The 25,085-nt window shown below is 67.5% G+C and carries 25 protein-coding genes; 22 read left to right on the forward strand and 3 right to left on the reverse strand.

Going from position 1 to position 25,085, the window contains the following annotated elements; genetic code table 11:
• Positions 1–86 precede the first annotated feature (86 nt).
• From EDC25_RS05085 to ccmI, 7 genes are read left to right on the forward strand one after another with little or no spacing between them, the layout of a single operon-like run.
• Positions 87–839 carry a heme ABC transporter permease gene (locus EDC25_RS05085; RefSeq protein WP_123520911.1) on the forward strand — a complete coding sequence of 251 codons (753 nt, stop codon included), beginning with the start codon at positions 87–89 and terminating at the stop codon, positions 837–839.
• A complete protein-coding gene (ccmD, locus tag EDC25_RS05090; protein WP_123520910.1) occupies positions 832–1,002 on the forward strand; it encodes a heme exporter protein CcmD in 171 nt (56 codons plus the stop codon). Before EDC25_RS05085 ends, ccmD begins: the two co-directional genes overlap by 8 nt.
• Positions 999–1,484, forward strand: coding sequence for a cytochrome c maturation protein CcmE (gene ccmE / locus EDC25_RS05095; protein ID WP_123520909.1), 486 nt, complete (start codon positions 999–1,001; stop codon positions 1,482–1,484). Before ccmD ends, ccmE begins: the two co-directional genes overlap by 4 nt.
• The gene (locus EDC25_RS05100) at positions 1,481–3,415 is read left to right on the forward strand and encodes a heme lyase CcmF/NrfE family subunit (protein ID WP_123520908.1); all 1,935 of its coding nucleotides are present in this window, start codon (positions 1,481–1,483) and stop codon (positions 3,413–3,415) included. Before ccmE ends, EDC25_RS05100 begins: the two co-directional genes overlap by 4 nt.
• Complete coding sequence (locus EDC25_RS05105; protein ID WP_123520907.1) at positions 3,412–3,960, forward strand: DsbE family thiol:disulfide interchange protein; 549 nt, start codon at positions 3,412–3,414, stop codon at positions 3,958–3,960. Before EDC25_RS05100 ends, EDC25_RS05105 begins: the two co-directional genes overlap by 4 nt.
• Positions 3,957–4,442 (forward strand): cytochrome c-type biogenesis protein, encoded by a 486-nt coding sequence (locus tag EDC25_RS05110; RefSeq protein WP_123520906.1) that lies wholly within the window; start codon positions 3,957–3,959, stop codon positions 4,440–4,442. The genes EDC25_RS05105 and EDC25_RS05110 overlap by 4 nt, the downstream gene beginning before the upstream one ends.
• Positions 4,436–5,698, forward strand: a complete 1,263-nt coding sequence (ccmI, locus tag EDC25_RS05115; protein ID WP_123520905.1) for a c-type cytochrome biogenesis protein CcmI — start codon at positions 4,436–4,438, stop codon at positions 5,696–5,698. The genes EDC25_RS05110 and ccmI overlap by 7 nt, the downstream gene beginning before the upstream one ends.
• A 1,415-nt stretch (positions 5,699–7,113) precedes the next feature.
• On the opposite strand, the gene EDC25_RS05120 is transcribed toward ccmI, so the two are convergent.
• On the reverse strand, positions 7,114–8,172 hold the full coding sequence (locus EDC25_RS05120; RefSeq protein ID WP_123520904.1) for a class I SAM-dependent methyltransferase: 1,059 nt from the start codon (positions 8,170–8,172) through the stop codon (positions 7,114–7,116).
• Between the two features lie 611 nt (positions 8,173–8,783).
• On the opposite strand from EDC25_RS05120, the gene EDC25_RS05125 reads away from it, so the two are divergent.
• From EDC25_RS05125 to EDC25_RS05185, 13 genes are all read left to right on the forward strand, one after another.
• The gene (locus EDC25_RS05125; protein WP_123520918.1) at positions 8,784–9,404 is read left to right on the forward strand and encodes an OmpW/AlkL family protein; all 621 of its coding nucleotides are present in this window, start codon (positions 8,784–8,786) and stop codon (positions 9,402–9,404) included.
• Between the two features lie 150 nt (positions 9,405–9,554).
• Positions 9,555–10,994 carry a cytochrome-c oxidase, cbb3-type subunit I gene (ccoN, locus tag EDC25_RS05130; RefSeq protein ID WP_123520903.1) on the forward strand — a complete coding sequence of 480 codons (1,440 nt, stop codon included), beginning with the start codon at positions 9,555–9,557 and terminating at the stop codon, positions 10,992–10,994.
• Positions 10,995–11,008: 14 nt separating this feature from the next.
• Positions 11,009–11,620, forward strand: coding sequence for a cytochrome-c oxidase, cbb3-type subunit II (ccoO, locus tag EDC25_RS05135; protein ID WP_123520902.1), 612 nt, complete (start codon positions 11,009–11,011; stop codon positions 11,618–11,620).
• Between the two features lie 3 nt (positions 11,621–11,623).
• Positions 11,624–11,776 carry a cbb3-type cytochrome oxidase subunit 3 gene (locus EDC25_RS05140; RefSeq protein WP_123520901.1) on the forward strand — a complete coding sequence of 51 codons (153 nt, stop codon included), beginning with the start codon at positions 11,624–11,626 and terminating at the stop codon, positions 11,774–11,776.
• Positions 11,773–12,678, forward strand: coding sequence for a cytochrome-c oxidase, cbb3-type subunit III (gene ccoP / locus EDC25_RS05145; protein WP_123520900.1), 906 nt, complete (start codon positions 11,773–11,775; stop codon positions 12,676–12,678). Before EDC25_RS05140 ends, ccoP begins: the two co-directional genes overlap by 4 nt.
• Entirely contained in the window at positions 12,675–12,989 is a 315-nt protein-coding gene (locus tag EDC25_RS05150) for a hypothetical protein (protein ID WP_123520899.1), read from the forward strand. The genes ccoP and EDC25_RS05150 overlap by 4 nt, the downstream gene beginning before the upstream one ends.
• A gap of 13 nt (positions 12,990–13,002) precedes the next feature.
• Positions 13,003–14,577, forward strand: coding sequence for a 4Fe-4S dicluster domain-containing protein (locus tag EDC25_RS05155; RefSeq protein WP_123520898.1), 1,575 nt, complete (start codon positions 13,003–13,005; stop codon positions 14,575–14,577).
• Positions 14,574–15,086 (forward strand): FixH family protein, encoded by a 513-nt coding sequence (locus EDC25_RS05160; protein ID WP_123520897.1) that lies wholly within the window; start codon positions 14,574–14,576, stop codon positions 15,084–15,086. Before EDC25_RS05155 ends, EDC25_RS05160 begins: the two co-directional genes overlap by 4 nt.
• A 40-nt stretch (positions 15,087–15,126) precedes the next feature.
• Entirely contained in the window at positions 15,127–17,595 is a 2,469-nt protein-coding gene (locus EDC25_RS05165; protein WP_123520896.1) for a heavy metal translocating P-type ATPase, read from the forward strand.
• A complete protein-coding gene (gene ccoS, locus EDC25_RS05170; protein WP_123520895.1) occupies positions 17,592–17,831 on the forward strand; it encodes a cbb3-type cytochrome oxidase assembly protein CcoS in 240 nt (79 codons plus the stop codon). Before EDC25_RS05165 ends, ccoS begins: the two co-directional genes overlap by 4 nt.
• Before the next feature lie 3 nt (positions 17,832–17,834).
• On the forward strand, positions 17,835–18,590 hold the full coding sequence (locus EDC25_RS05175) for a sulfite exporter TauE/SafE family protein (protein WP_123520894.1): 756 nt from the start codon (positions 17,835–17,837) through the stop codon (positions 18,588–18,590).
• A 78-nt stretch (positions 18,591–18,668) separates the two neighbouring features.
• Positions 18,669–18,920: a ribbon-helix-helix domain-containing protein gene (locus EDC25_RS05180; RefSeq protein WP_123520893.1), complete on the forward strand. Its 252-nt coding sequence runs from the start codon at positions 18,669–18,671 to the stop codon at positions 18,918–18,920.
• Entirely contained in the window at positions 18,917–19,363 is a 447-nt protein-coding gene (locus EDC25_RS05185; protein WP_123520892.1) for a TA system VapC family ribonuclease toxin, read from the forward strand. Before EDC25_RS05180 ends, EDC25_RS05185 begins: the two co-directional genes overlap by 4 nt.
• 136 nt (positions 19,364–19,499) lie before the next feature.
• Here the strand turns inward: EDC25_RS05185 and EDC25_RS05190 are convergent, their stop codons facing one another.
• Together EDC25_RS05190 and EDC25_RS05195 are read right to left on the reverse strand one after the other, a co-directional pair.
• Positions 19,500–19,856, reverse strand: a complete 357-nt coding sequence (locus EDC25_RS05190) for a hypothetical protein (protein WP_123520891.1) — start codon at positions 19,854–19,856, stop codon at positions 19,500–19,502.
• A 364-nt stretch (positions 19,857–20,220) separates the two neighbouring features.
• Complete coding sequence (locus EDC25_RS05195; RefSeq protein ID WP_123520890.1) at positions 20,221–21,657, reverse strand: amino acid permease; 1,437 nt, start codon at positions 21,655–21,657, stop codon at positions 20,221–20,223.
• Positions 21,658–21,905: 248 nt separating this feature from the next.
• Here EDC25_RS05195 and EDC25_RS05200 point away from each other — a divergent pair, with 248 nt between their 5' ends.
• Positions 21,906–23,219, forward strand: a complete 1,314-nt coding sequence (locus EDC25_RS05200) for an RCC1 domain-containing protein (protein ID WP_132577280.1) — start codon at positions 21,906–21,908, stop codon at positions 23,217–23,219.
• 658 nt (positions 23,220–23,877) lie between these two features.
• Positions 23,878–25,083, forward strand: a complete 1,206-nt coding sequence (locus tag EDC25_RS05205) for an RCC1 domain-containing protein (RefSeq protein WP_164483885.1) — start codon at positions 23,878–23,880, stop codon at positions 25,081–25,083.
• Positions 25,084–25,085 lie beyond the last annotated feature (2 nt).

Below are 25,085 nucleotides of genomic sequence, written 5' to 3' on the forward strand. Positions count from 1 at the left end.
CGATCGATGCCGCCAGCCGGCAGGGGCGCCGTCACGGCCTGCCGCCCGCCCTGTTCCGCGGATTCCTGACAAGCCGCCCTGCACCGATGAAACTGCCGCTCTGGTTCCACCGCCTCGGATCGCCCCCGACGTTCTACCGCTTCGCCGGCCGCCTGATGCCATGGCTGTACGTGCTTGCCGCTGGCCTGACCTTGTGGGGCCTCTACGGCGGGCTGGTGCTGGCGCCGCCGGACTACCAGCAGAGTGACGCCTTCCGGATCATCTACGTGCACGTCCCGGCCGCCTGGATGTCGATGGCCGGCTACGGGCTGATGGCCGTCTGCGCGTTCATCGCGCTGGTCTGGCGCATGAAACTGGCTGAAACCATGGTGCTGACCGCTGCGCCGATCGGGGCGGCCTTCACGCTGATGACGCTGGTCACCGGCTCGATCTGGGGCCGCCCCATGTGGGGCACCTGGTGGGACTGGGATCCGCGCCTGACCTCCGAACTGGTGCTGTTCTTCCTGTACCTGGGCGTGATCGCGCTGGCGCAGGCGTTCGAGGACCGCCGCGCCGGCGCGCGCGCGGCCTGCTTCCTGGCACTGGTCGGCATCGTCAACGTGCCCATCGTCCATTTCGCCGTGAAGTGGTGGAACTCGCTGCACCAGGGTTCCACCATCCGCGTCTTCAGCGAGTCGACCATCCACTCGTCGATGAAATGGCCGCTGCTGGTGCTGGCCATCGCCGCCTACCTCTATTTCATCGCCAGCTGGATGGCGCGCACGCGCGTCGCGCTGCTGGAACAGCATGCCGGCACCGATTGGGTGCAGGCGCTCACGCAGGGAGATCGTCATGGCTGAGTGGTTTGCCATGGGCGGCTATGGCGGCTACGTCTGGGGCGCCTACCTGGCCAGCTTCATCGTCCTTGCCTGGGACATCGTCGCGCCCTGGCGCAAGCGCCGGGAGCTGCGCCGGCGCCGGCCGGCGCGCCCCTCCCGCCGCAGTGAACACACACCGACATGACACCGAAGCAGAAACGCCGCCTCATCGCCACGTCGCTGATCCTGGCCGGCGTCGCCGTCGCCGTCGCGCTGGCGCTGACGGCGCTGAGCGGCAACCTCAACTACCTGTACAGCCCGAGCACGATGATCGACGAGGGCCTGCAGCCCGGCCATCGTTTCCGCCTCGGTGGCGTGGTGCTGGAGAACAGCATCCGCCGCGTCGAAGGCTTGGACGTGCGCTTCACCGTGACCGACCGCGTGCATGATCGCGAAGTCGCCTACCGGGGCATCCTTCCCGACCTGTTCCGCGAGGGCCAGAGCGTCATCGCCCACGGCGAGCTGGGCGCCGACGGCGTCTTCGTCGCCAACAAGATCCTCGCCAAGCACGACGAAACCTACATGCCGCCGGAAGTGATGGAAGCGATGCGCAAGGCGCAGGAAAACCTGGACGGCGGCAGCGCCGAAGGCAGTGGCACCACGGGCTCCGAGGACAGCGGATCATGATCCCCGAGCTTGGCCAGTTCGCCCTGGTGCTGGCGTTGCTGCTGGCGGCGGCGCAGGCGATTCCGCTGCTCGGCACGCTGCTGCGCCGGCCCGCCTGGCACGCGCTGGCGCGTCCGGCCGCGCTGGGCCAGTTCGTGTTCGTGCTGCTCGCTTTCCTGGTGCTCGCCTACGCGTTCGTCGTCCAGGATTTCTCGGTCGCCTACGTCGCCCACAATTCCAACCTCGACCTGCCGTGGTACTACCGCATCACCGCGGTATGGGGCGCTCACGAGGGTTCGCTGCTGCTCTGGGTGCTGGTGCTGTCGATCTGGTCGGTGGCGGTGGCCGCGCTGACGCGTCACCTGCCGGAGCGCTACACCAGCCATGTACTGGCGATCCTCGGCGTGATCAGCATCGGCTTCATCGCCTTCACCCTGTTCACGTCGAACCCGCTGGCGCGCATGCTGCCCGCGCCTCCGGACGGCGGCGACCTGAATCCGCTGCTGCAGGATTTCGGACTGATCGTGCATCCGCCGATGCTCTACACCGGCTACGTCGGCTTCGCCGTGGCATTCGCCTTCGCGGTGGCCGCGCTGCTTGAACCCCGCATGGACCGGCAATGGGTGCGCTGGGCGCGACCCTGGACCAATGTTGCCTGGGCCTTCCTGACGCTGGGCATCGCACTGGGATCGTGGTGGGCCTACTACGAACTCGGCTGGGGCGGCTGGTGGTTCTGGGACCCGGTGGAAAACGCCTCCTTCATGCCGTGGCTGGTCGGCACCGCGCTCATCCATTCGCAGGCCGTGACCGACAAGCGCGGAAGCTTCATGGCCTGGACGCTGCTGCTGTCGATGGCGGCGTTCTCGCTGAGCCTCCTCGGCGCCTTCCTGGTGCGCTCGGGCATCATCACCAGCGTGCATGCCTTCGCCAGCGACCCCGAACGCGGCCTCTACGTGCTGGTGTTCCTCGGCATCGCCGTCGGCGGCTCGCTGCTGCTGTACGCGCTGCGCGCACCGCGCATGGTCCAGGGCGAACCCTTTGCCGCGGCATCGCGCGAGACGCTGCTGCTGGTCAACAACGTGTTCCTCAGCGTCGCCTGCGCAATGGTGCTGATCGGTACGCTGGCGCCGCTGGTGCTGGAAATCTTCGGCCACAGCATTTCCGTCGGCCCGCCCTACTACGGCCTGATGTTCGTGCTGCTCACCGCACCGCTGGTGGCGCTGATCCCCTTCGGACCGCTGACGCGCTGGCGCGCCGAGCCCGTGTCCGGGCCGGTGAAGGCACTGATGCCCGCGGCGGCGGCAGCGATCGTACTGGCGCTGGTCGTCCTGCTGCTCGCCGGTGCGCCGCTGCGTTCGGCGGTCGGCGTCCTCGGCGGTGCCTGGGTGGTTGCTGGCACGCTGGTGTTCCTGTGGCGCCGGCACCGCGAAGGCAAGCTGTTCACGCGCGAAATGACCGGCATGGCAATGGCACACATCGGCATCGGCATCTTCGTGGTCGGCGTGCTGGTGACCGAATCCACCAGCATCGAACGCGACGTGGCGATGTCGCCGGGTGAAACGGTCGAGGTCGCCGGTTACAGCTTCCGCTTCGACGGCAGCCAGCATCGTGACGGCCCGAATTTCGCCGCCGAGCGTGGCACCGTCGTCGTCTCGCGCGGCAGCACCGTCGTCGCCGAGCTGCATCCGGAAAAGCGTCGTTACCGCCGAGGCGAAACCATGACCGAAGCCGCGATCGATCCCGGCTTCACCCGCGACGTCTACGTCGCCATGGGCGAACCGATCGACGACGCCGGCAGCTGGGCGCTGCGCATCTACCACAAGCCTTTCATCCGCTGGATCTGGCTGGGTGCGCTGCTGATGATGCTCGGTGGCTTCTGGGCCGCGGCCGACCGCCGCTATGCCATGAAGCGCCGTGACGCCGCCAATGCCGCCAACAGGGTGCCGGCATGATCTGGCGCCTGGCTCCCCTGATCGGATTCGTCCTGCTGGCGGTCGTATTGGCGTTCGGCATCCGGCTCAGCCGCGACCGTGTTCCGGGTGAACTGCCCTCGGTGCTGATCGGCAAGCCCGCGCCCGAATTCACGCTTGACGGACTGCGCGATGGCGAAGGACCGGTCAGCAGCACGCAGTTCCTCGGCAAGCCCTGGCTGCTCAATGTCTGGGCCAGCTGGTGCGCCGGCTGCCGCGTCGAGCATCCGGTGATCGAAGCGCTGGCCCGCAGGGGCGATATCACCGTGGTCGGCCTGAACTGGAAGGACGAACGCGGCGATGCGCTGCGCTGGCTGGCGCAGTTCGGTGACCCCTACCGGGCCATTGCCACCGATCCGGACAACCGGGTCGCGCTGCATTACGGCGTCTACGGCGCGCCGGAAACGTTCGTCATCGACGCCCGTGGCGTCATTCGCCACAAGTTCGTCGGGCCGGTGACCGAGCGCCACGTCCAGACCATCCTGTTGCCACTGCTGGCGACGCTGCGCGAGGAGGCCGGTTCATGAAGCATCTGCCTGGCGCGCGTCCGGGTGGCGCGCGGTCGCATATCCCGCGGATGGCGCTGATGTTCATCGTTGCCCTGTTCAGCACCCTCGCCAGCGCCGCGATCGAACCGCTGCAGTTCGCCGACGATGGCGAGCGACGTCGCTTCAATGCGCTGGCCGCCGAACTGCGATGCCTGGTGTGCCAGAACCAGAGTCTCGCCGACTCGGACGCGCCACTGGCGAAGGACCTGCGGCGCGAACTGCACGAGCTGATGCGCAGCGGCCGCAGCGACGAGGAGATCAAGACCTACCTGACCGACCGCTACGGCGAGTTCGTGCTCTACCGTCCGCCCTTCGATGGGCGGACCTGGTGGCTCTGGATCGCACCCGGCGTACTGGTCGTCATCGCCCTCGCCGCCGTCGCCCTGATCGTCCGCCAGCGCCGGCGGCTGGCTGGCACCGACACCCGCGCTCTCGAACCCAAGGACGACGAGGAATGGTGATTTTCGTCTTCTGGATCACGGCCATGCTGCTGTGCCTGGCCGCGCTGGCGTTGCTGCTGCCGCCGCTGCTTCGCCTTGGCGCCGCCGGGCGCCGGCATCGCGAGATCGAACGCCAGCTCTCTGACCTGAAGACGCGGCACGAGGCCGGCCTGGTCGACGCCGCGTCCTACACGCAGCAGCGCGACGTCCTGAGCCAGCGCCTCATCGAAGCCATCGAAACGCGCGGCCCGGCCCCGGCCAGCGGACTGGCCTTGACCCTGGCGCTGGCCTTGCCGGCCGCGGCGCTGGCGCTGTATTTCACCGTCGGCCAGCCGCGCGCGTTGGATCCCGGCGCGGTTGCACGCGCTGCAGCAATGCCCGAGGGCATGCCGCGCGACCTCGACCAGGCCATCGCCGCGCTGGAACAACGCCTGCGCCAGAAGCCCGACGACATCGACGGCTGGCTGCTGCTGGCGCGCACCTACCGTTCGCTGGAGCGCTTCGACGACATGCTGCGCGCGACCTCCAGTGCCTACACGCTGTCGCCACAGACCCCGGACATCATGGCCGAGCACGCCGAGGCACTGACCCTGGCGGGCCCGAGCCGCCGTTTCGGACCGGAAGCGCGCCAGCTGCTCGAAACGGCGCTCGCCGCCGATCCGCAGCACCAGAAATCACTGTGGCTGCTCGGCGTCGCCGAACTGCAGGCGCAACGCGCGCCCGAAGCGGTCGCGTATTGGCGGCGCCTGCGCGCACTCATCCCTGACGAGGACCCGGTTGCCCTCAGCATCGACCAGCAGATCGCCAATGCGCTGGCCATGAATGCCGGCAACGGTCCGATGGCGGGTGCCTCGAGTCCCGTTCTACCAGCATCTCCATCCAACTCCGCTCCCGCTTCCGTTGATCCGGCGGCACCGGACGAGGCTGCGGCCGGCCCACGCCTGGCGGTCACCGTCGAGCTTGACCCATCGCTGGCCGACGACGTGAAAGCGTCCGATACCTTGTTCGTGTTCGTCCGTGCGCCCACCGGTGGGCCGCCACTGGCCATCAGGCGCATCCCCGAACCGCTGTTCCCGCTTCGACTCACGCTGGGCACGGCCGACAGCATGATCGACGGCCTCCACATGCAGGAAGGTGCCGAAGTCGCCCTCACCGCGCGCATCTCGCGCGCCGGCCAGGCCCAGGCGCAATCCGGCGACCTCGAATCCGAAGTCCGCATCCTGACGCTGGCCGGCGAGAACAGCGCGTCAATCCAGATAAACCGCCGCGTCGAATGACCGCGGCGGTGCCTGGCATGGCGTTGCCAGCCGACTGCTGGGACGCCATGCCCGCTTGAGCATGGACTTGCGCGCGCCGGAAGAATCCGGGAGCGCTATCCCGCATACCCCAACCGGCTCGATATCGCTGGATCGAACCACTCGGGGCGGATCGACTACGCATGTCCTGTACAGGGGAAACACATGCACGGTTGCGACCAGGATCTTTCTAACCCCGCTTTCTCACCACGATGGCGGAAGCGATGCGGCCTGGCTCACCCGGCAGTCCAGCGCTCCGTCGTGTGGAGTCCCACGTCATCAGCCCTGAACACACGTTTCGGACAACCTTTCCCAAGGCCCTTCGAGTTTGATTGACCTTATTACCGCGTCCCTGACTGCCTTGGCTCGACTCTCCCACCGAAGGACGTCTTGTACAGAGTATCTTTCGTCGACAGCGAGGATAGAGACATGAACAATCAGATATGCCTTTTCCGACACGGGAACCGCAAAACCATCCCGACGCCAGGTCGTTTCACGGTGGTACCTTAGCGCGCCTGACCCACCAAATTGGGGGTCGGGGGCTATAACCATGGAAACAACTTGATTCGGATCCCCGCCCTTTGATGTGTGGTATCTACGATCCCCATCAAATTGAACTTCCAGGTAGCGCTGGAGGCCATCGATACAATCCAGTCGCGCCTCGTACTTGGGCCTGCGCACGTCGATTATGACCTGCATACTACCAATCGGCCCGCGCCAGAATTTTCCCGGCCAACCCCATAGATCCACAAAAATTATTTTTGTACCATGTATCGCCGCCACGTCGACGACGTTTTTTATCGGCATTCTCGGAACACGCTTGCTTAAACCGGTCCTCGGAACGATCAACTAGACGGTGCGCCCACCCATGTCGAATGTCAGTTCCGTCAGATATTCAGATGTCGGGGCAGATCGGGCTGCACCGTTTTCGGAAAAAACACACAAAAACGCCAAAGACATCCAAAGAACCACTCGCATGCTCATGGCGCACATCCTGTTGTCCCTGTACGCGGAAAGGTAATGCATGGCGACCAGGTTTGCCCGGCCTGAACAGAGAAAACGGCGAAACGACTGATCCGACCATCCCCGGCGGGAGTCCCTATTGAATCCCATCCACCAGGCCGGCAAGGACTTTCCGGAAGAGGGCGCTGGTCATGTGGTTCGCACCGCCATGCAAGCCACCCCTTAGTTACCTCGCGGCCGCACCAGCATTCCATGTGCGTATCTTCCAGGGATCCAGGCAACCGCCCACGGTAATCATGGGCGACGGCTTGCCCGCTTGCCTGGATCAGGAACAGTCGTCAACAAGTCCTGCCAGTGTTCAACCTCGGGCGGCAAATGGCTCGCAGCGGGCGAGACTTCAGGTCGCGCTGCTGGCTAATCGGCAATCCTCTCCGTCAACGCCTCGGTTCGCGCGCGTGAAGGACCTTGAAGCCGTCGCGCTGCGCGGGCGTGGTGACTGTGCGGAACCGTTCGGCGAGCAGCGCTTCGTAGGGGAGATGGCGGTTGGCGACGAACCAGGCCTCGCCACGCGGTTCGAGTGCGGCGGCCGCCGTGGCGATGAAGGCGCGACCGAGCTCCGGCGCATCGGCCCGTCCTATATGGAAGGGTGGATTGCTGACCACGACGTCGTAGCCGTCGGGCATGCCGGCGCTTATGTCCTGCCAGTGGACTTCGCAGTGCACATCGGGGCGCAGCGTGCACAGCGCCTCAAGGTTGCGCCGTGCCGGCTCGATCGCGGCGGCATTGGCCTCGTACAGATCGATGGCCGTCACACCCGGACAGGCGCGCAGGATGTGCATGGACAGGTAGCCCCAGCCGGCGCCCAGGTCCGCGACGCGCCCACCCAGCGTTGCAGGCAGCTGCGACGCCAGCAGCGCCGAGGCGGGATCGATGCGGTCCCAGGCGAACAACCCCGGACGCGACCAGAAGGCGTTTTCTCCCTCGCCGACGCGGCAAGGCTCGGCCAGCGCCAGCCACTGCGCCAAAAGTCCGGCGTCCGGCTTATCCGCACCGACGATGGCACGAACGACGCGGCTTTTGTGCTTGGAATCGGCGTGGACACTGCCAAACAGCGACCGCATGTCCGACTCCAGCGAGCGCGCCCCGTCATTGTTGCCGGCGGCAGCCACGACGATGCCGCCGGCCCGGGTCGCCCGTGCGGCCCGTGCGATCAGCGCGCGCGCGGCGTCGCGCTGTCGCGGCGGCAGGACGAGTGCCACGGCCACGCCGGTCGCGTCGACCCGCGGTTGGGCATCGATGCCCTGCCCCTGCAGCGAGCGGGCGAAAGGCGCGAAAGGCTGCTCGCACAGCCAGCCGCCGGCAACAGCATTCCCGACCCAGTCACCGGGTACGGCGCCGAGGAACAGCCGCGGCCCGTCGGGCAGCGTCGCGCCCTCGCCATCGAGGAACCAGAACAGGGCGCGCAAAGCGCCGTCGTCAGCGGTGGACCACATGGGCAGGTGTCGTCGTCATCGAAGGCGAAGCTTACCCCGATCAACCTGGGCTGCCTGGAAGAGCGGCATCCGGGAACAACCATCGGGCGCGTGCCTCATGCCGGTTGCGGATGCATGCCGCCTCGACATCGCTCGCGGCCCACCCGTGCAACGGTCCAGACGGATGGCGCATCGGCCACCTGTCTCCATGAGAAAGCCGTCCGTCGCACGGCCGCGGACGGCATCCACTGCGAGGTCGACACCGTGAAGGCGAAACCGGCCGCCACCAGGACACCTCTCCCGCCCACCGGTCGGCGAACGCGAGGGCGACAGGTACCGATCCCGCCTGGGCCGGGATCACCTTTCACCGCAAGGGGTTTTCGCGCACCGACCGTCGAGTACTGCCGCGCGATCCTGCTGGACGACAAACGCCACTTCGTCCGGTTTTCCCGCCCGCCGCGTGCGCAGGCGTGAATGTCGGGCGCAGCGCTCACGCAAGCTTTCAAAGCGCTGAACGGAAGGCATCCGGCATGAAGACGGCCCCGATGTGCTTGACGCAAGTCAAGGGCACTATCGCGCGCGGTTTCGACAATGCCGCTATTGAAAAACCCCAACTGCCTCTGGAGAACAACATGAAAACCGCCCTGACCCTGAGCGTCGCCATCGCCGCCGCGCTGGCCCTGCCGCTGTCCGCATCGGCCCACGAAGCCGGCGACCTCATCGTCCGCTTCGGCGCCCACAACGTCGCCCCGGATTCCGACAACGGCAGCCTGGCCGCCGGGACCCTGGAAGTGGACGTCGACAACAGCATCCGTCCGACCGTCATGCTGGAATACATGATCAACCGCAGCCTGGGCGTCGAAGTGATCGCCGCGCTCCCGTTCCAGCACGACATCAGCCTCAACGGCGCCCACGCCGGCAGTACCAAGCACCTGCCGCCGACCGTGTCGCTGCAGTGGCACTTCAACCCTGCCGGCAAGTTCCAGCCGTTCATCGGCGCCGGCCTGAACTACACCACCTTCTTCAGCGAGAAGTCGGCCGGTCCGATCGCCGGCACCGACCTGGAACTGGACGATTCCTGGGGTCTGGCCCTGCACGCCGGTTTTGACGTGAAGATCAACGACAAGTGGATGTGGGGCGCCGACGTGCGCTGGATCGACATCGACACCGACGTCTCGGTGAACGGCGCCGACGTCGGCACCGCCAACATCGACCCGATCGTCTACGGCGTGTTCGTCGGCTACCGCTTCTGATCTTAGGCGCGTGATCCGGCCGGCCGCGCCTTGCGCGAGGACGGCCGGTGACCCGCCCGTCCTGGCCGGCGGGGCCGGCCTTGATCCACGTCAAGGTCCGCGGCCCGCCGCCCTGCGACCATACTCGACGGCCAAACCGGAGCTCATCGGATGAGTACGCATACCCCCGTGGAAACCTACAACGACAAGGTAGTACGCCAGTTCGCGGTGGTGACCGTGATCTGGGGCATCATCGGCATGGCGGTGGGCGTGCTCATCGCTGCCCAGCTTTACTGGCCGGACCTGTTCAACGGCATTTCCTGGCTGAGCTACGGGCGCCTGCGTCCGCTGCACACCAATGCCGTGATCTTCGCCTTCGGCGGCAACGCCGTGTTCGCCGCCAGCTACTACGCGGTGCAGCGGACCAGCCACGTGCCGCTGTTCCTGCCGAAGCTCGCCGCCTTCACGTTCTGGGGCTGGCAGGCGGCCATCGTCGCCGCCGTGCTGACGTTGCCGCTGGGCATCACGTCCGGCAAGGAATACGCCGAGCTGGAATGGCCGATCGACATCCTGATCGCGCTGGTCTGGGTCGCCTACGGCGTCGTCTTCTTCGGCACCGTCATCAAGCGCCGCGTCAAGCACATCTACGTGGCCAACTGGTTCTTCGGCGCCTACATCATCGCCATCGCCCTGCTGCACATCTTCAACAGCCTGGCCATCCCGGCCGGCATGTGGAAGTCGTACCCGGTCTACGCCGGCGCGGTCGACGCGATGGTGCAGTGGTGGTACGGCCACAACGCCGTGGGCTTTTTCCTGACCGTCAACTTCCTGGGCATGATGTATTACTTCGTGCCGAAGCAGGTCGGTCGCCCGATCTATTCCTACCGCCTGTCGATCGTGCACTTCTGGGCACTGATCGCGGTCTACATGTGGGCCGGCCCGCACCACCTGCAGTACACCGCGCTGCCTGACTGGGCGCAGTCGCTGGGCATGGTGTTCTCGCTGGTCCTGCTGGCTCCGAGCTGGGGTGGCGCCATCAACGGCGTCATGACGCTGTCGGGCGCCTGGCACAAGCTGCGCACCGATCCGGTGCTGAAGTTCATGATCGTCGCGCTGTCGTTCTACATGATCGCCACCTTCGAGGGGCCGATGATGTCGATCAAGACGGTCAACTCGCTGTCGCACTACACCGACTGGACCGTCGGCCACGTCCACGCCGGTGCGCTCGGCTGGGTCGCCATGATCTCCATCGGCGCGCTGTACGCGCTGTTCCCGCGCCTGTACGGCACGGCGGGCATGTACTCGACGAAGTGGATCGACGTGCACTTCTGGGTGCACACCATCGGCGTGCTGCTGTACGCGGCGGCGATGTGGATCGCCGGCGTGATGCAGGGCCTGATGTGGCGGGCGTCGAATGCCGACGGCACGCTGACGTACACCTTCGCCGAGTCGGTGTCGGCCACGTATCCGTACTACCTGATCCGCATGCTGGGTGGCGTGCTGGTCGTCGCAGGCATGCTGCTGATGGCGGTCAACGTCTGGAAGACCCGGCAGATGAACCCGAATGCCGAACTGGCGCCCGTGCCGGTGCCCGCGCCTGCGCACGCCTGAGGAAACGCCGAGCCATGAACAACCACGAGAAAGTCGAGAAGAACGTCGGCCTGATGATGGTGCTGGTCACCATCGCCATTTCCCTGGGCGGCCTGTCGCAGATCGTCCCGCTGATGTTCCAGGCCGAGGCGGTCGAACCGCTGCCGGGCGTGAAACCCTACCCGGCGCTGGAACTGGCCGGCCGTGACGTCTTCATCCGCGAAGGCTGCTACGGCTGCCACTCGCAGATGGTGCGCACGCTGCGCTTCGACTCCGAGCGCTACGGCCACTACTCGCTGGCCGGCGAGTCGGTGTATGACCGCCCGTTCCAGTGGGGCTCCAAGCGCACCGGACCGGACCTGGCGCGCGTCGGCGGCCGCTACAGCGACGAATGGCACCGCGTCCACCTGATCAACCCGCGGGACGTGGTGCCGGAGTCGAACATGCCACGCTATCCGTGGCTGGCCGACTCGACCATCAGCGGCAGCGACGTCGCCCGGCGCATGCGCACGCTGCGCTTCATGGGCCATCCGTACAGCGACGAGGAAATCGCCGCCGCACCGGATGCCGTGGCCGGCAAGACCGAGCTGGATGCGCTCATCGCCTACCTGCAGGGACTCGGACGCAATGCGCCGAGAACGAGGTGATCCATGAGCAGCGGATTGTTCTCGGGCATCTTGACCGCGGTGCTGCTGGTGGCCTTCGTCGCCGGCGTGCTGTGGGCCTGGAGTAGCAGGCGTAGAAAGGATTTCGAGCAGGCTTCACGCCTGCCGCTGGATGGGGATCAGGAGAAGCGTCCATGAGCAGTGCGTGGTCCATATTTGTCATCATCCTCACCGTGCTGATGATCGTCGGCTGCACCTGGCTGCTCTGGTCCACGTCGCGGCCGATCAAGGGCGAAGGCGAGACGACCGGCCATGTCTGGGACGGCGACATCCGCGAGTACAACAAGCCGTTGCCGCGCTGGTGGCTGTTCCTGTTCTACGCGACGATCATCTACGCCATCGGCTACCTCGCGTATTACCCGGGCCTGGGCAACTTCGCCGGTCTCAGCGGCTGGACCTCGGCCAAGGAGCATGACGCGCAGCGCGACGAGGCCGAAGCCCGGCTGGCGCCGCTGTTCGCCCGCTTCGAGAACATGCCCATCGAGCAGATCGCCCGCGATCCCGACGGACTGCGCCTGGGTCGCTCGGTGTTCGGCAATTACTGCGCGATGTGCCATGGGTCCGACGCCCGTGGCGCCATCGGCTTCCCGAACCTGACCGACTCCGACTGGCTGTGGGGCGGCACGCCCGACGACATCCTCGCCACGGTGCTGGATGGTCGCGAAGGCCTGATGCCACCGCTGGCCGCTGCGCTGGGTTCCGACCTGGCGGTGTCCGAAGTGGCGGTGTACGCGCAGAGCCTGTCCGGCCGCAAGGTCGATCCGGCCATGGCCGCCGCCGGCAAGCGTCGCTACGACACCCTGTGCATCGCCTGCCACGGCGCCGACGGCACCGGCAACCAGGCCCTCGGCGCACCGAACCTGACCGACGACATCTGGGTGTACGGTGGCAGCCTCGATGCCATCCGCAAGGCGATCAATGAAGGCCGTCACGGGCAGATGCCCGCGCACCGCGATATCATCGGTCCGGTTCGTGCCCGACTCGTCGCCGCATGGGTCTGGGCCCAGTCGCAACCCGAAGGAACGGCAGCAACGCCATGACCGACCACAGGATCGCGCAAGACATAGACCATCCGCCGCGCCCGCTGGCGCAGCGGCTGGGCGCGATCCTGTGGCCAAGCTTCTTTGCCGCCGGCGTGTCGACGATGGTGTTCTTCGCCTTCGTCGACCCGATCGACCTGCGCGACATCAGCACCGTGGACTGGGCCGTCAGCCGCGAGGCGGGATACACCATCGGCTTCTTCATGTTCTGGCTGGCCACCGGCCTGTCCAGTCTGTTCACCTGGTGGCTGTTGCGGCCACGCAGCCGCTTCAACCGCGGACCCGGACGCGATATCGGCCGGTCATCCTGATTCGGTCAAGACAATGAGCAAGGCTATCGACGTCGTCCTGGAGAAGGACGACTCGCCCTACGCCAGTGAAGGCAAGGTCTATCCGCGTGACGTGAGTGGTCGCTACCAGCGGCTGCGCGTGGCCGCGGTATTCTGGCTGCTGGGCATGTTCTACGCATTCCCGTGGCTGTCCTGGGACGGCCGCCAGGCGGTGCTGTTCGACCTGCCGGCGCGCAAGTTCTACGTCTTCGGCCTCGCCTTCTGGCCGCAGGACTTCATCTACCTGGCGCTGCTGCTGGTGATGGCCGGCCTGTCGCTGTTCTTCTTCACCGCGCTCGCCGGACGCCTGTGGTGCGGCTACGCCTGCCCGCAGACGGTGTGGACGGAAGTGTTCCTGTGGATGGAACGCTGGACCGAAGGCGACCGCCGTGAGCGCATGAAGCTCGACGCCGGCCCGTGGAACCGCGAGAAGATCCTGCGCAAGGGCGCCAAGCACAGCCTGTGGGTAATCTTCGCGCTGTGGACGGGGTTCACCTTCGTCGGTTTCTTCACGCCCATCCGCGACCTCGGCGCGCGCCTGCTGCCGTTCGACTGGGGCGCCTGGGAAACCTTCTGGGTGCTGTTCTACGCCTTCGCCACGTGGGGCAATGCCGGTTTCCTGCGCGAGCAGGTCTGCAAGTACATGTGTCCCTACGCGCGTTTCCAGAGCGCGATGTTCGACCGCAACACGCTCATCATCGCCTATGACCCGATGCGCGGCGAACCGCGCGGCCCACGCAAGCGTGGCCTTGGCGACGTCTTTGCGCGTGGTCGCGGCCTGCTGCCGCTGGACAAGGCGATGGCCTGGGTGGTCGCCGCCTACGACAAGGCGCGCGCGAAATACGGCCGCGAAGGCGTGCGCCTGACCAGCGACTTCTTCGAACGTACCCTGGAAGACCAGCCCGATCTCGCCGCCGCGGCCCGCGAGGCGGAGCAGACCACGGTGCCGCCGGCCGAACTCGGCGACTGCATCGACTGCACGATCTGCGTCCAGGTCTGCCCTACCGGCATCGACATCCGCAATGGCCTGCAGTACGAGTGCATCGCCTGCGCCGCCTGCATCGACGCCTGCAACGAGGTGATGGACAAGGTCGGGTTCTCGCGCGGCCTGATCCGGCACACCACGCAGAACGCGCTCGACGGCAAGCCGACGCGCGTCCTGCGCCCGCGCATCCTCGTCTATGCCACGCTGCTGGTCGGCATCTTCACGGCCTGGGCGATCAGCATCAGCCAGCGCACGCCGCTGATCGTGGATGTGCTGCGCGACCGCAACGCGCTGTACCGGGTCGTGGAGGACCGCGTCGAGAACGCCTACACGGTGAAGATCTCCAACAAGGACGTGCAGCCGCGCAGCTTCCGCATCGAACTGGTCGGCGCCGACGGCGTCGAACTGGTTGGTGCGCCGCTGGAGCGCGAGATCGGCGCCGAGTCCACGCTTGAACTGCCGCTGACGCTGCAGGCCGACGCCGGCCGCGGCCAGGGTCGCACCGAAATCCTGCTGCGCGTCGTGCGCAGCGATGACGACGCCATCAGCGTCGACCACACCACCGCCTTCTTCGCACCGCCATGACTACAGGCAAGCGCTCCCGATTCCGCGATGCCGGCGTGCTCGCCTGGATGGTCGTCGTCCTGCCGCTGATGGCGGTGGTCGCCGGCGTCACCACGCTGTTCATCGCGCTCGGCTCCGGCAGCAGCGACGCCGTCATCGATCCGGTGAAACGCACGGCGCAGATCCAGGAACGCGACCTCGCCGCCGACCGCCGCACGCAGGCGTTCGGCCTGGCCGCCACACTGTCGCGGGGCACCGCCGATGGCGACAACGTGGTCGTGCGCGTCGAAGGCGCGCTGCCGCCCGTCGATGCGCTGACACTGACGCTGGCGCATCCCATCGCCGGCTCCATGGACCAGTCCATCGCGCTGGTACGCACGGACGACCGTGTCTTCAGCGCCGAAGCGATCATCGAGGCCAGCCACGACTGGAACGTGCAGCTGGCGCCCGCCGACGGCAGCTGGCGACTGGTGGGCCGTCTGGTGCAGGACCAGGACAGCGCCGACCTGCGACCCGCGCTGGGGCGGTGAACAGCCCGCGTTTCGCTGACTGGACCGCGCCCCGCCAGCCATGAGCGCTAGCATGGCCGGCATGGATACGGCTTCCTGTTTCCATTGCGGCGAACCCTTGCCCGCTTCGCCGGTCGTCGTCCGCATCGGCGACCACGACCACCCGATGTGCTGCAGCGGCTGCGCCGCCGCCGCGAGCTGGATCAGCGACGCCGGGCTCGACGACTATTACCGCCTGCGCAGCGCCGACGGCCTGCGCGTCGACGTGGCGGACAGCGATTTCTCGGCCTGGGATCGTGCCGACGTCCTTGCCGCGCATGCGCGCGGCGACGAGCGCGAACGCGGGATCACCGTACTGGTCGAAGGCATCCGCTGCGCCGCCTGTGCCTGGCTGATCGGCCGCGCGCTGTCGCCGATGCCCGGCGTCGTCGAAGCCGAAGCCAACGCCGTCACCGGTCGCCTGCAGCTGCGCTGGCAGCCGGAAAAGACCGCGCTGAGCGTGCTGCTGCAGCGCCTGGCCAGCCTCGGCTACCGGCCGCACCTCGCCACCGGTGAAGCCACCGAACAGGCCCGCCGCGCCGAACGCCGCGACCTGCTCAAGCGCCTGCTGGTTGCCGGCCTGGGCACGGTGCAGGCGATGATGATGGCCGAGGCGCTGTACCTGGATTTCCACAACACCATGCCGGTCGCCACCCGCGACTTCATGCGCTGGCTGTGTTTCGCCCTGTCGACGCCGGTGGTGTTCTATTCCGGGCAACCCTTCCTGCGCGGCATGGCCAACGAGCTGCGCCTGCGTCGCTTTGGCATGGATACGCTGATCGCCAGTTCGGTGCTCATCGCCTGGGCCGCCAGCGTGCTGGAAACGTTCCGCGGCGGACCGCACGTCTGGTACGACGCCGCGGTGATGTTCGTGCTGTTCCTGCTGGTCGCCCGCTACCTGGAGCGCATGGCGCGACAACGCGCGCAGGCGGCCGTCGACACGCTGGCACGCGCGCGTCCGGCGCTGGCCTGGCGGGAAACGCATGACGGCCAGAGTGAACAGGTGCCGCTGCACGCGCTGGCCATCGGCGACATCGCCCGCGTGCGTGCCGGCGATACCGTACCGGCCGACGGCATCCTGCTCGAAGCGCCCGGCGAATTCGACGAGGCGCTGCTCAGCGGCGAATCACGGCCGGTGCTGCACCAGCCCGGTGACACCGTCCTCGCCGGCAGCCTGGCGGTGAACAGTCCGGCCCGACTTCGCGTCGAGCGCACCGGCCAGGACACGGTGCTGTCCGATCTTGTGCGACTGGTCGAACAGGCCCAGGCGCAGCGGCCGCAACTGGCGCGGGTCGCCGACGCCATCGCCAGCCGCTTCGTACTCGGACTTCTGCTCTCGGCGGTGGTGATTGCCGTCGCCTGGCGCTTCCACCAGCCCGATCGCGCGCTTGAGGTGACGCTGGCGCTGCTCATCATTTCCTGCCCCTGCGCGCTGTCGCTGGCGATTCCCGCCGCGCTGGCCGCCAGCCATGCGCGCCTGGCGTCCATGGGCGTGCTGGTGCTGGGCAACGAAGGGCTGGACACGCTGGCACGCGCCGACATCATCGTGCTCGACAAGACGGGGACGCTGAGCACCGGCCGCCAGCGCATCGACGACATCGAAACGCGGGGCGATCTCGACGCGACGCAGGTGCAGGCGATCGCCGCCGCGCTGGAGCGGCACAGCAGCCACCCCATCGCTTCGGCCTTCACGTCCAACGCAGGCGCAACGCCGCTGCGTGCCGGCGACGTGACGATCACGCCCGGCGCCGGCCTGGAAGGCCGCATTGCGGGCGTCCACTACCGCCTCGGCCGCGCCGATTTCGCACTGGGTCCGGCCGCACGCGTCGATGGCGACCGCATCTGGCTGTCGCGCATCGACAACGACGACACGCCGACGGCGCTGGCCGGCTTCCGTGTCGGCGACGACCTGCGTCCCTGCGCCGCCGACGCCATGGCACGACTTCGCGCGCAGCAGCTCGAACTGGTCATCCTCAGTGGTGACGGACCCGCCGCCGTCGCCGATGTCGGCGCGCGTCTCGGCATCGCCGACCGGCGCGCGCGTCAGCGGCCGCAGGACAAGCTCGACGCCGTGCGTGCACTGCAGGACGAAGGCCACGTCGTCGCGATGCTAGGCGACGGTATCAACGATGCGCCGGTGCTGGCGGGCGCTGACGTCTCCATCGCCCTTGGCCACGGCGCGCCGAATGCACATCGCGCCGCCGACATCGTGCTGCTGGGTGATTCGCTGCTGCGCGTGCCGCAGACCATCGATATCGCCCGCCGTTGCCGCCGTGTCATCCGCCAGAATCTCGCCTGGGCCGCGGCCTACAACCTGATCGCCCTGCCCATCGCCGCGCTTGGCCTGGTGACGCCGTGGCTCGCCGCGCTGGGCATGGCCGCGTCGTCGCTGATCGTCACCGGCAACGCGCTGCGCCTGTCGCGTTCACCTGCGGTCACCATGGCGCGCCTACCATCGGGCCACGAAGCTACGGAGCGCGCCGCGGCATGAACATCCTGCTGGTGCTGATCCCGGTCAGCCTGCTTCTCATCGGCTTCGCCGTATGGGCGTTCTTCTGGGCAGTGAACCATGGCCAGTTCGATGATCTGGAAACCCCGGCGCTGCGCATTCTCGAAGAAGACCCGCCGCCGCTGGGCAGCGGCGCAATGCCCAAGCCGGGCGACGACGACGAACGCGCCAGCGGCGACAGCAGGCGCGATGGCCATGGCGCGCAGCGCGGCGACTGAACCGTGCCCATCGACCTCATCACCCTCGGCGCCGCGCTGCTTACCGGACTGATCGGCGGCGTGCACTGCCTGGTGATGTGTGGCGGCGTCGCCACCGGACTGGCCGCCGCCAGCCGCGCTCCAGGCGATGCGCCCGTCACCGGTCGCGCCGCCTTGAACGCGGCGCTGGCGCTGAACATCGGCCGCGTCATCGGCTATTCGATCGGCGGTCTGCTGGTCGGCGTGTTCGGCACCGTGCTGGTGCAAGGGCTGGACCTGCCGCGACTGATGTTCGCCCTGCGCCTGGCGGTCGGCCTGGTCCTGATACTCGTTGGCCTGCGCCTGCTCGGCGGCCGCGACCGACTGGGTGCCGTCGGCCGCATCGGTCGCGCGATCTGGCCGACGCTGCAGAAACTCGGCCGCGGCCTGCTGCCCGCCGACCGCGCCTGGAAGCGACTCGTCCTCGGCGCACTGTGGGGCTGGCTGCCCTGCGGCCTGTCATGGTCGATGCTGCTGGTGGCGCTGTTCACCGTCGATCCGCTCAACGCCACGCTGACCATGGCCGCCTTCGGCACCGGCACACTGCTGACCATGGTACCCGTCACCTGGGGCAGCGCCCGCCTCGCCCGCCGCCTCGCGCAACCACGCCTGCGCCGCAGCCTCGGTGCCCTGGTCATCGCCGCCGGCAGCCTCACCGTCTTCGCCCCCTGGCTGATTCACGTCCCGGCCCTGCACGACCTGCTCAGCGCCCTGGGTTGTCGCACCCTGCCCCCTTCCTGAGTGACGGGCAGCCAATGGCTTGATCCAGTAGCCACCCGGTAGCATCATGATGATTCCGTTTTTGATGCCATTGCTGTCATGCGAACCACAATCACTCTGGATCCGGATGTCGAAGCGCTGCTGAAACAGGCAATGCGCGAACAGGGCCGCCCGTTCAAGCAGGTGCTCAACGACGCGGTGCGGTCGGCACTGGCGACGCCCGCGAGTCCGCCACCGCCATTCCGGCAACAGGTGTTCTCCATGGGACGTCCGCGAACCGACCTGACAAAAGCGTTGGCGCTGGCGGGAGAACTGGACGATCAGGACACCTTGGCGCGATACCGCCCATGAGAACACCCGATGTCAACATCCTGCTCTACGCCGTCAATGCCGACTGCGCACAGCAGGCCATCGCCACGCGCTGGCTTGAACAGGCCTACGACGAATCGGGCGGCATCGCGTTCGCCTGGGTCGCGCTGCTCGGCTTCGTGCGCATCGCGACACGGCGCGGGATCTACCCGAACCCGTTGTCGCTGGATCAGGCATTGGGCCAGGTGGATACATGGCTGCACCATCCACGCGCGCGTCTGCTGCATCCGACCGATCGTCATGCCGCGGTGCTGGCGCGCCTGCTGATCGGAGCTGGACGTGGCGGTGACCTGGTAACCGATGCCCATCTGGCCGCACTGGCCATCGAGCACAGCGCGACGCTGGGCACTTTCGACCGCGACTTTGAACGCTTCCCCGGCCTGCGCGTGGATATCCTCGCGCACCCTGCCCTCCACGAGCGCTGATCGCGCTGCGGGCATCCGGAAGTAGCCCGGGTAAGCGGAGCGCGCCCGGGACAGTTACATGCACCGCCGAAAACGTAATCAACGCGACACGCTGACCCGCGCCAGGTAGTGAAACGGTGGTTTGATGTCGTCCGGCCTATGGCGCCTCGAGAATCGCAACCATCCGCCCGACAGCGGCGTCCAGAGCCTGCCCGGCGTCATCCTGACGATCCGGCTTGGCGAGCGCAAAGACCTCGGTCACCAATCTGCGAAAAGTCTCGGCAGCCACTCCATCCGCCGTCACATCCAACTCCCCGCACAGCCAGCCCGATATGCGAAGCTTGATCAGTGGCGCATCCAGAACACCGTAGTCGTGCGGTGCGGACGTTGCATGCCGGATGCCTTCTGTAACCACCTTTACAAGATCGTTTGCCAATCGTGGGTTCAAATCGACCCCATGAATGATCTCGCCTTGGCCAGCGGGCGATGTGTCCGGCTCTGCTTCGCCCCGCATCAGGTTCTCCACAATGCGCCGTCCAGCCTGACGATGAATAGCCGGTCATCGACCAGGCGATAACCCATGGCCTCCAGCGTATTCGTGTGCATTCCGGTTATCGACAGTCGTGCATCGCCCGGAACGTGACTATCGATTGAGGCCTCAACCTTTGCCCAGGACCCGTCGTACCCGCTGCACGGATTGATGCCCATGCCCAAGACTGGCCGGTTCTGACCAGCCGGTGGAGAAAGGACGCCTGCGCGTTTTGACGGCAACAATGCAACGACAACGACCCGAACAAGCGCAATGGCGAACCCGGCAAGAAGCACCACCCTTCGAGGCGCAGCCGTTCCCGCTTATTGAGGCGGGCCGACATCGTGCATCAGCCTTCGCGGTTGAGCTTGCTGTGGCGCATGCCGTAGCCGAAGTAGATGACCAGGCCGATCAGCAGCCAGATCCCGAAGCGCTCGTAGGTCTGCCACGGCAGGCCGGAGATCAGCCAGATCGAGAAGCCGATGCCGATGATCGGCACCAGCGGCACGAACGGCGTGCGGAAGCCGCGCTTCACGTCGGGACGCGTGCGACGCAGGACCATTATGGCGCTGCAGATGACGATGAAGGCGGCCAGCACGCCGATGTTGACCAGTTCGGCCAGTTCACCCAGCGGCAGCGCACCGGCGACCAGCCCCGTGAGCACACCCAGCAGCAGCGTCGGACGATACGGCGTGCCGTATTTCGGGTGAGTTTTTGCGAACCACGCCGGCAGCAGGCCGTCGCGCGCCAGCGCGAACCAGATGCGCGCCGCGGCAAGCATGAAGGCGAACACCACCGAGATGATGCCGGTGATGGCGGTAACCGAAATTGCCGCGCTCACCCATGTCAGCCCGATGGAGGTGAAGGCATTGGCGACCGGCGCATCGTTGCCCAGCGTCGAGTAGTGGGCGACACCGGTCAGCACCATGGAGATGGTCAGGTACAGCGCCATGGAGATGCCCAGCGACAGCAGGATCGCGCGCGGCAGGTCACGCTGCGGATCCTTGGCTTCCTCGGCCGCGGTCGTCAGCGTGTCGTAGCCGAATACGGCGAAGAACACCACGGCCGCAGCGGTGACGACACCGGAGAAACCATAGCGGCCGACGCCATCGGCATCGACGATGCGCTCGGGGATGAAGGGGACCCAGTTGTCCGGGTCGACATAGAACACGCCGACGCCGATGATCAGTGCCACGCCGATGATCTTGACGATCACGACCAGCGTGTTCAGGCGCGCGCCGATCTCGGTACGCATGGTCAGCAGCACGGCGATCGCCATCGCCACGAATGCGGCGATCACGTTGAAGTACCGGCCTTCGCCAGTGCCATAGGCGCCCTGCGCCCAGACCGGCAGGCCCAGGCCGACCCGCTCGAGGATGTCCTGCACGTAGCCGGACCAGCCGCTGGCGACGGCCGCGACGATCAGCCCGTACTCCAGCAGCAGGTCCCAGCCGATCAGCCAGGCGGCGAACTCGCCGAGCACGGCATAACCGTAGGTGTAGGCGCTGCCGGTGACCGGAATCATGCCGGCGAACTCGGCGTAGCACAGCGCCGCCGCGGCGCTGGCGATGCCCGCGATGATGAAGGCGAGGGCCACGGCCGGGCCGGCATTGGCTGCCGCCTGCTGGCCGGCCAGCACGAAGATGCCGACGCCGATGATGCCGCCCAGTCCGATGCTGGTGAGCTGCCAGAGGCCGAGCACGCGGCGGAAATCGCGGCGACCGCCAAGGTCCGCCTGCAACTGCTCAATCGTCTTGTGCCGGGTCAGTCTGGCCAGCATCCCCATGTTTCGCTCTCCCTGTGCGGACGGCGGTGGCGCCCGATGACGCGGCGATCATAGCCCGGAAGCCGCAAGGCTGGCAGGACGCGCGCGTCGCGCGGCGCCATCGTCCTGGCGCGCGCTGGCGTGTTGCGATGCAACGCCAGCAGCGGCTGGCTCCGGCAGGCCACGGATGATGGACGGTTGACGGTCACGCGTCGTTTTTTGCGTCTGGACTGGCATTGGCCGCCCGGCCGTCCACACAGGATGTTTCGATGCGCCCGTCTCCTTCCAAGCCCGCGAAACCCGGATTCCTGCGCAGCCTCGATGGCGGACGCCGGCAACCGCCGGGACGTCGCCTGCTGTCGCGCGTCGCCGCCGCCGTCACGTGGACCGCCGTGGCTGTCGCGGTGACCGTGGATGTGGATGCAGCCGAGTCGGATCCCTGGATGGATGCCGGACGCGGCCTCGTGCTGACGCCGCTGCGCAACGTCGAGGCGATGGCCACCGGCGGCACGCACACCTGTGCCCGGCTATCCAGCGGTTCACTGGTCTGCTGGGGCAACAATGCCGCCGGCCAGGTCGGCGACGGCAGCGGCGCACCGATGCAGCCGTTGCCGGCGCGCGTGCGTGCGCTGGGCGGCTTTGTCACCGCCTTCAGCGCGGGCGCCGATCACACCTGCGCGGTCATGGCGGGTGCGGCGTACTGCTGGGGCCGGAACGCGTCCGGGCAGCTCGGCAACGGATCGACCTTCGACCAGGGCGAACCCGTTGCGGTCACCGGCCTCGGCAGCGGCATCGCGACTGTCAGTGCCGGCGCCTTCCACAGCTGCGCGCTGACCAGCGGCGGTGGCGTGAAATGCTGGGGCCTGAACAGCGACGGCCAACTTGGCGACAACACGCTGACACTGCGACCGACACCGTCGAACGTGGCCTCGCTGTCCAGCGGCGTCAGCGCCATCACCACCGGTTCGTACCACAGCTGCGCAATGACGACGGGCGGTGGCGTCAAATGCTGGGGCCGCAACGATTTCGGCCAGCTCGGCGACGGTACGCAGACCCCTCGCACGTCACCCGTCGATGTCAGCGGCCTGTCCAGCGGCGTGCGCGCGATCAGCGCCGGTGGCCTGCACACCTGCGCCGTCCTGGTCGCGGGCGGCGTGCGTTGCTGGGGATACAACCAGGACGGCCAGCTCGGCGACGGCAGCACCACGTTGCGGCTCACGCCGGTGAATGTCAGCGGTTTCAGCAGCGGTGGCCGCCTCATCGCCAGCGGCCTGTTCCACACCTGTGCCGCGACGTCGACCGGCGCGGTGCGCTGCTGGGGCCAGAACAACGCCGGCCAGCTCGGCGACACGACGACCACGATGCGCACCACGCCGGTGAACGTCGAAGGCCTGTCCAGCGGCGTGGCCGTGCTCGCAAGCAGCCACCACCACACCTGTGCCGACCGGCCCGACGGACAGATGCGCTGCTGGGGCGGCAACGGTTCGGGACAGCTCGGCGACTACACCACCACCAACCGCACGGTGCCGGTCAACGTGCTGCAGCGGGATTCGATTTTCGAACACGGGTTCGAGGCGCCCTAGCCGTGCATTGCCGGGTCCGCCTCCGCTTGAAGCGGGGCCAGCGGATTTCCACGACCGCTGGAGCATCAGGCGGAGGCGGCGCTGCCCTTGCGCCGCAGGGGCGGATCAACCCTGACCCCTGCCAGCGGGTGACGCTGACGGCCCTGATCGTCTGCGATGCGTTCGCAGGGTTGCCCCGTGCAGGTTGCATCGACCGTCATCCCGGCACCTTTCCCGGCACCTCGCCCGCCACCCGGTGCGGAAGCGTGTGATCGGCGCGATCCGCTGACGTGCAACCGGCGCAATATGGCGAGGACAGCCGTGCCAGGCGCTCGCACGTACTGCTGAACACCCTGGTGGCACCGTACGCCACGTCGCGGGCTCGGCCGGGCGACACGCCACGTCGCGCCGCACTGGCCCGGGACGGCCCTGCCCGAATCGCGCGCCCATCCCCGCACCTGTAAGCCACGCATGTCGCAGTCCGCACGCGCGCCGCGTTATCCGGAAGTGACCGTGCTCCGAGCACTTCCGCACAGGATTGGCCGTCATGCGCAGCAAGCATTCCGTTACCTTCCGCCTTTTCCAACCAACGCGCCGCAAGGCCGCCGCAACGGGCCCGCAGTCAACGGCGATGGAGGCTGGTCGCCGAGGATTCCGGCGCCCGGACGGCGTACGCGCGGTGCTTGCCGTTGCGGCGCTGCTCTGCGCCGGAACGGGTTTCGCATTCGACGGATCCGCACCGTCGTCCCATGGCGCCGACCCGTTCGGCGGTGGGCCGGCGACACCGCTGCGCCATGTCGTGCGCATCACCACCGGCACCTTCCACAGCTGCGCCAGCCTCACTGGCGGCGCCATGCGTTGCTGGGGCGACAACATCTACAGCCAGCTCGGCAACGGCGACAGCTACGAGCAGCCGGTCGCGGTGCCGGTGATCGGTCTGGCCAGTGGCGTGCAATCGATCAGCGGTGGTGGCAGCCATACCTGCGCGGTCGCCAATGGCGCAGCGCGCTGCTGGGCCTACAACTATTTCGGACAGGTCGGAGACGGCACCGATACCGACCGCGACATTCCGACGCCGGTGATCGGCCTGGCCAGCGGAACGTCCGCCATCAGTGCCGGCATGAACCACAGTTGCGCGCTCACCAGCACGGGCGGCGTGAAGTGCTGGGGCGCCAATGGATTCGGCCAGCTCGGCGACGGTACGGACACGAACCGGCTGTCACCGGTGAATGTCAGCGGCCTCAGCAGCGGCGTGCAGGCGATCAGTGCCGGTGGCGAGCACACCTGTGCGCTGACCACCGCGGGTGGCGTGCGCTGCTGGGGCAACAACGACTACGGCCAGATCGGCGATGGCAGCACCACGCAGCGCTCGACGCCGGTGAACGTCAGTGGCCTCACCAGCGGCGTGCAGGCGATCAGTGCCGGCCGCTTCCATACCTGCGCGGTGCTGACCACCGGCGCGGTCCGATGCTGGGGCATCAACGAGGACGGCCAGCTGGGTGACGGAAGCACGATCGACCGCAGCACGCCGGTGAACGTCTCCGGTTTCAGCACTGGCGGGCACGCCGTTGCCGCCGGCGCCCTCCACACCTGTGCGGTCACCACCGGCGGCGCGGCGCGCTGCTGGGGCTACAACGGCTGGGGGCAGCTGGGCAATGGCACCACGACGAGCAGCCTGGTACCGGTCAATGTCACCGGCCTGTCGAGCGGCGTGCTCGCCATTGCCGCTGGCGGCTCGCATTCCTGTGCCGCGGGCACTGACGGCCGCGCCCGCTGCTGGGGCGGCAACGAATATGGCCAGCTCGGTGACGACACCTGGAACGACAGCACCACGCCCGTGTTCGTCCTGCAGGCGGACGGCATCTTCGCGCATCCGTTCGAATGACG

The sequence above is a fragment of the Pseudofulvimonas gallinarii genome (genome assembly GCF_004343305.1).
GTDB lineage: Bacteria > Pseudomonadota > Gammaproteobacteria > Xanthomonadales > UBA2363 > Pseudofulvimonas > Pseudofulvimonas gallinarii.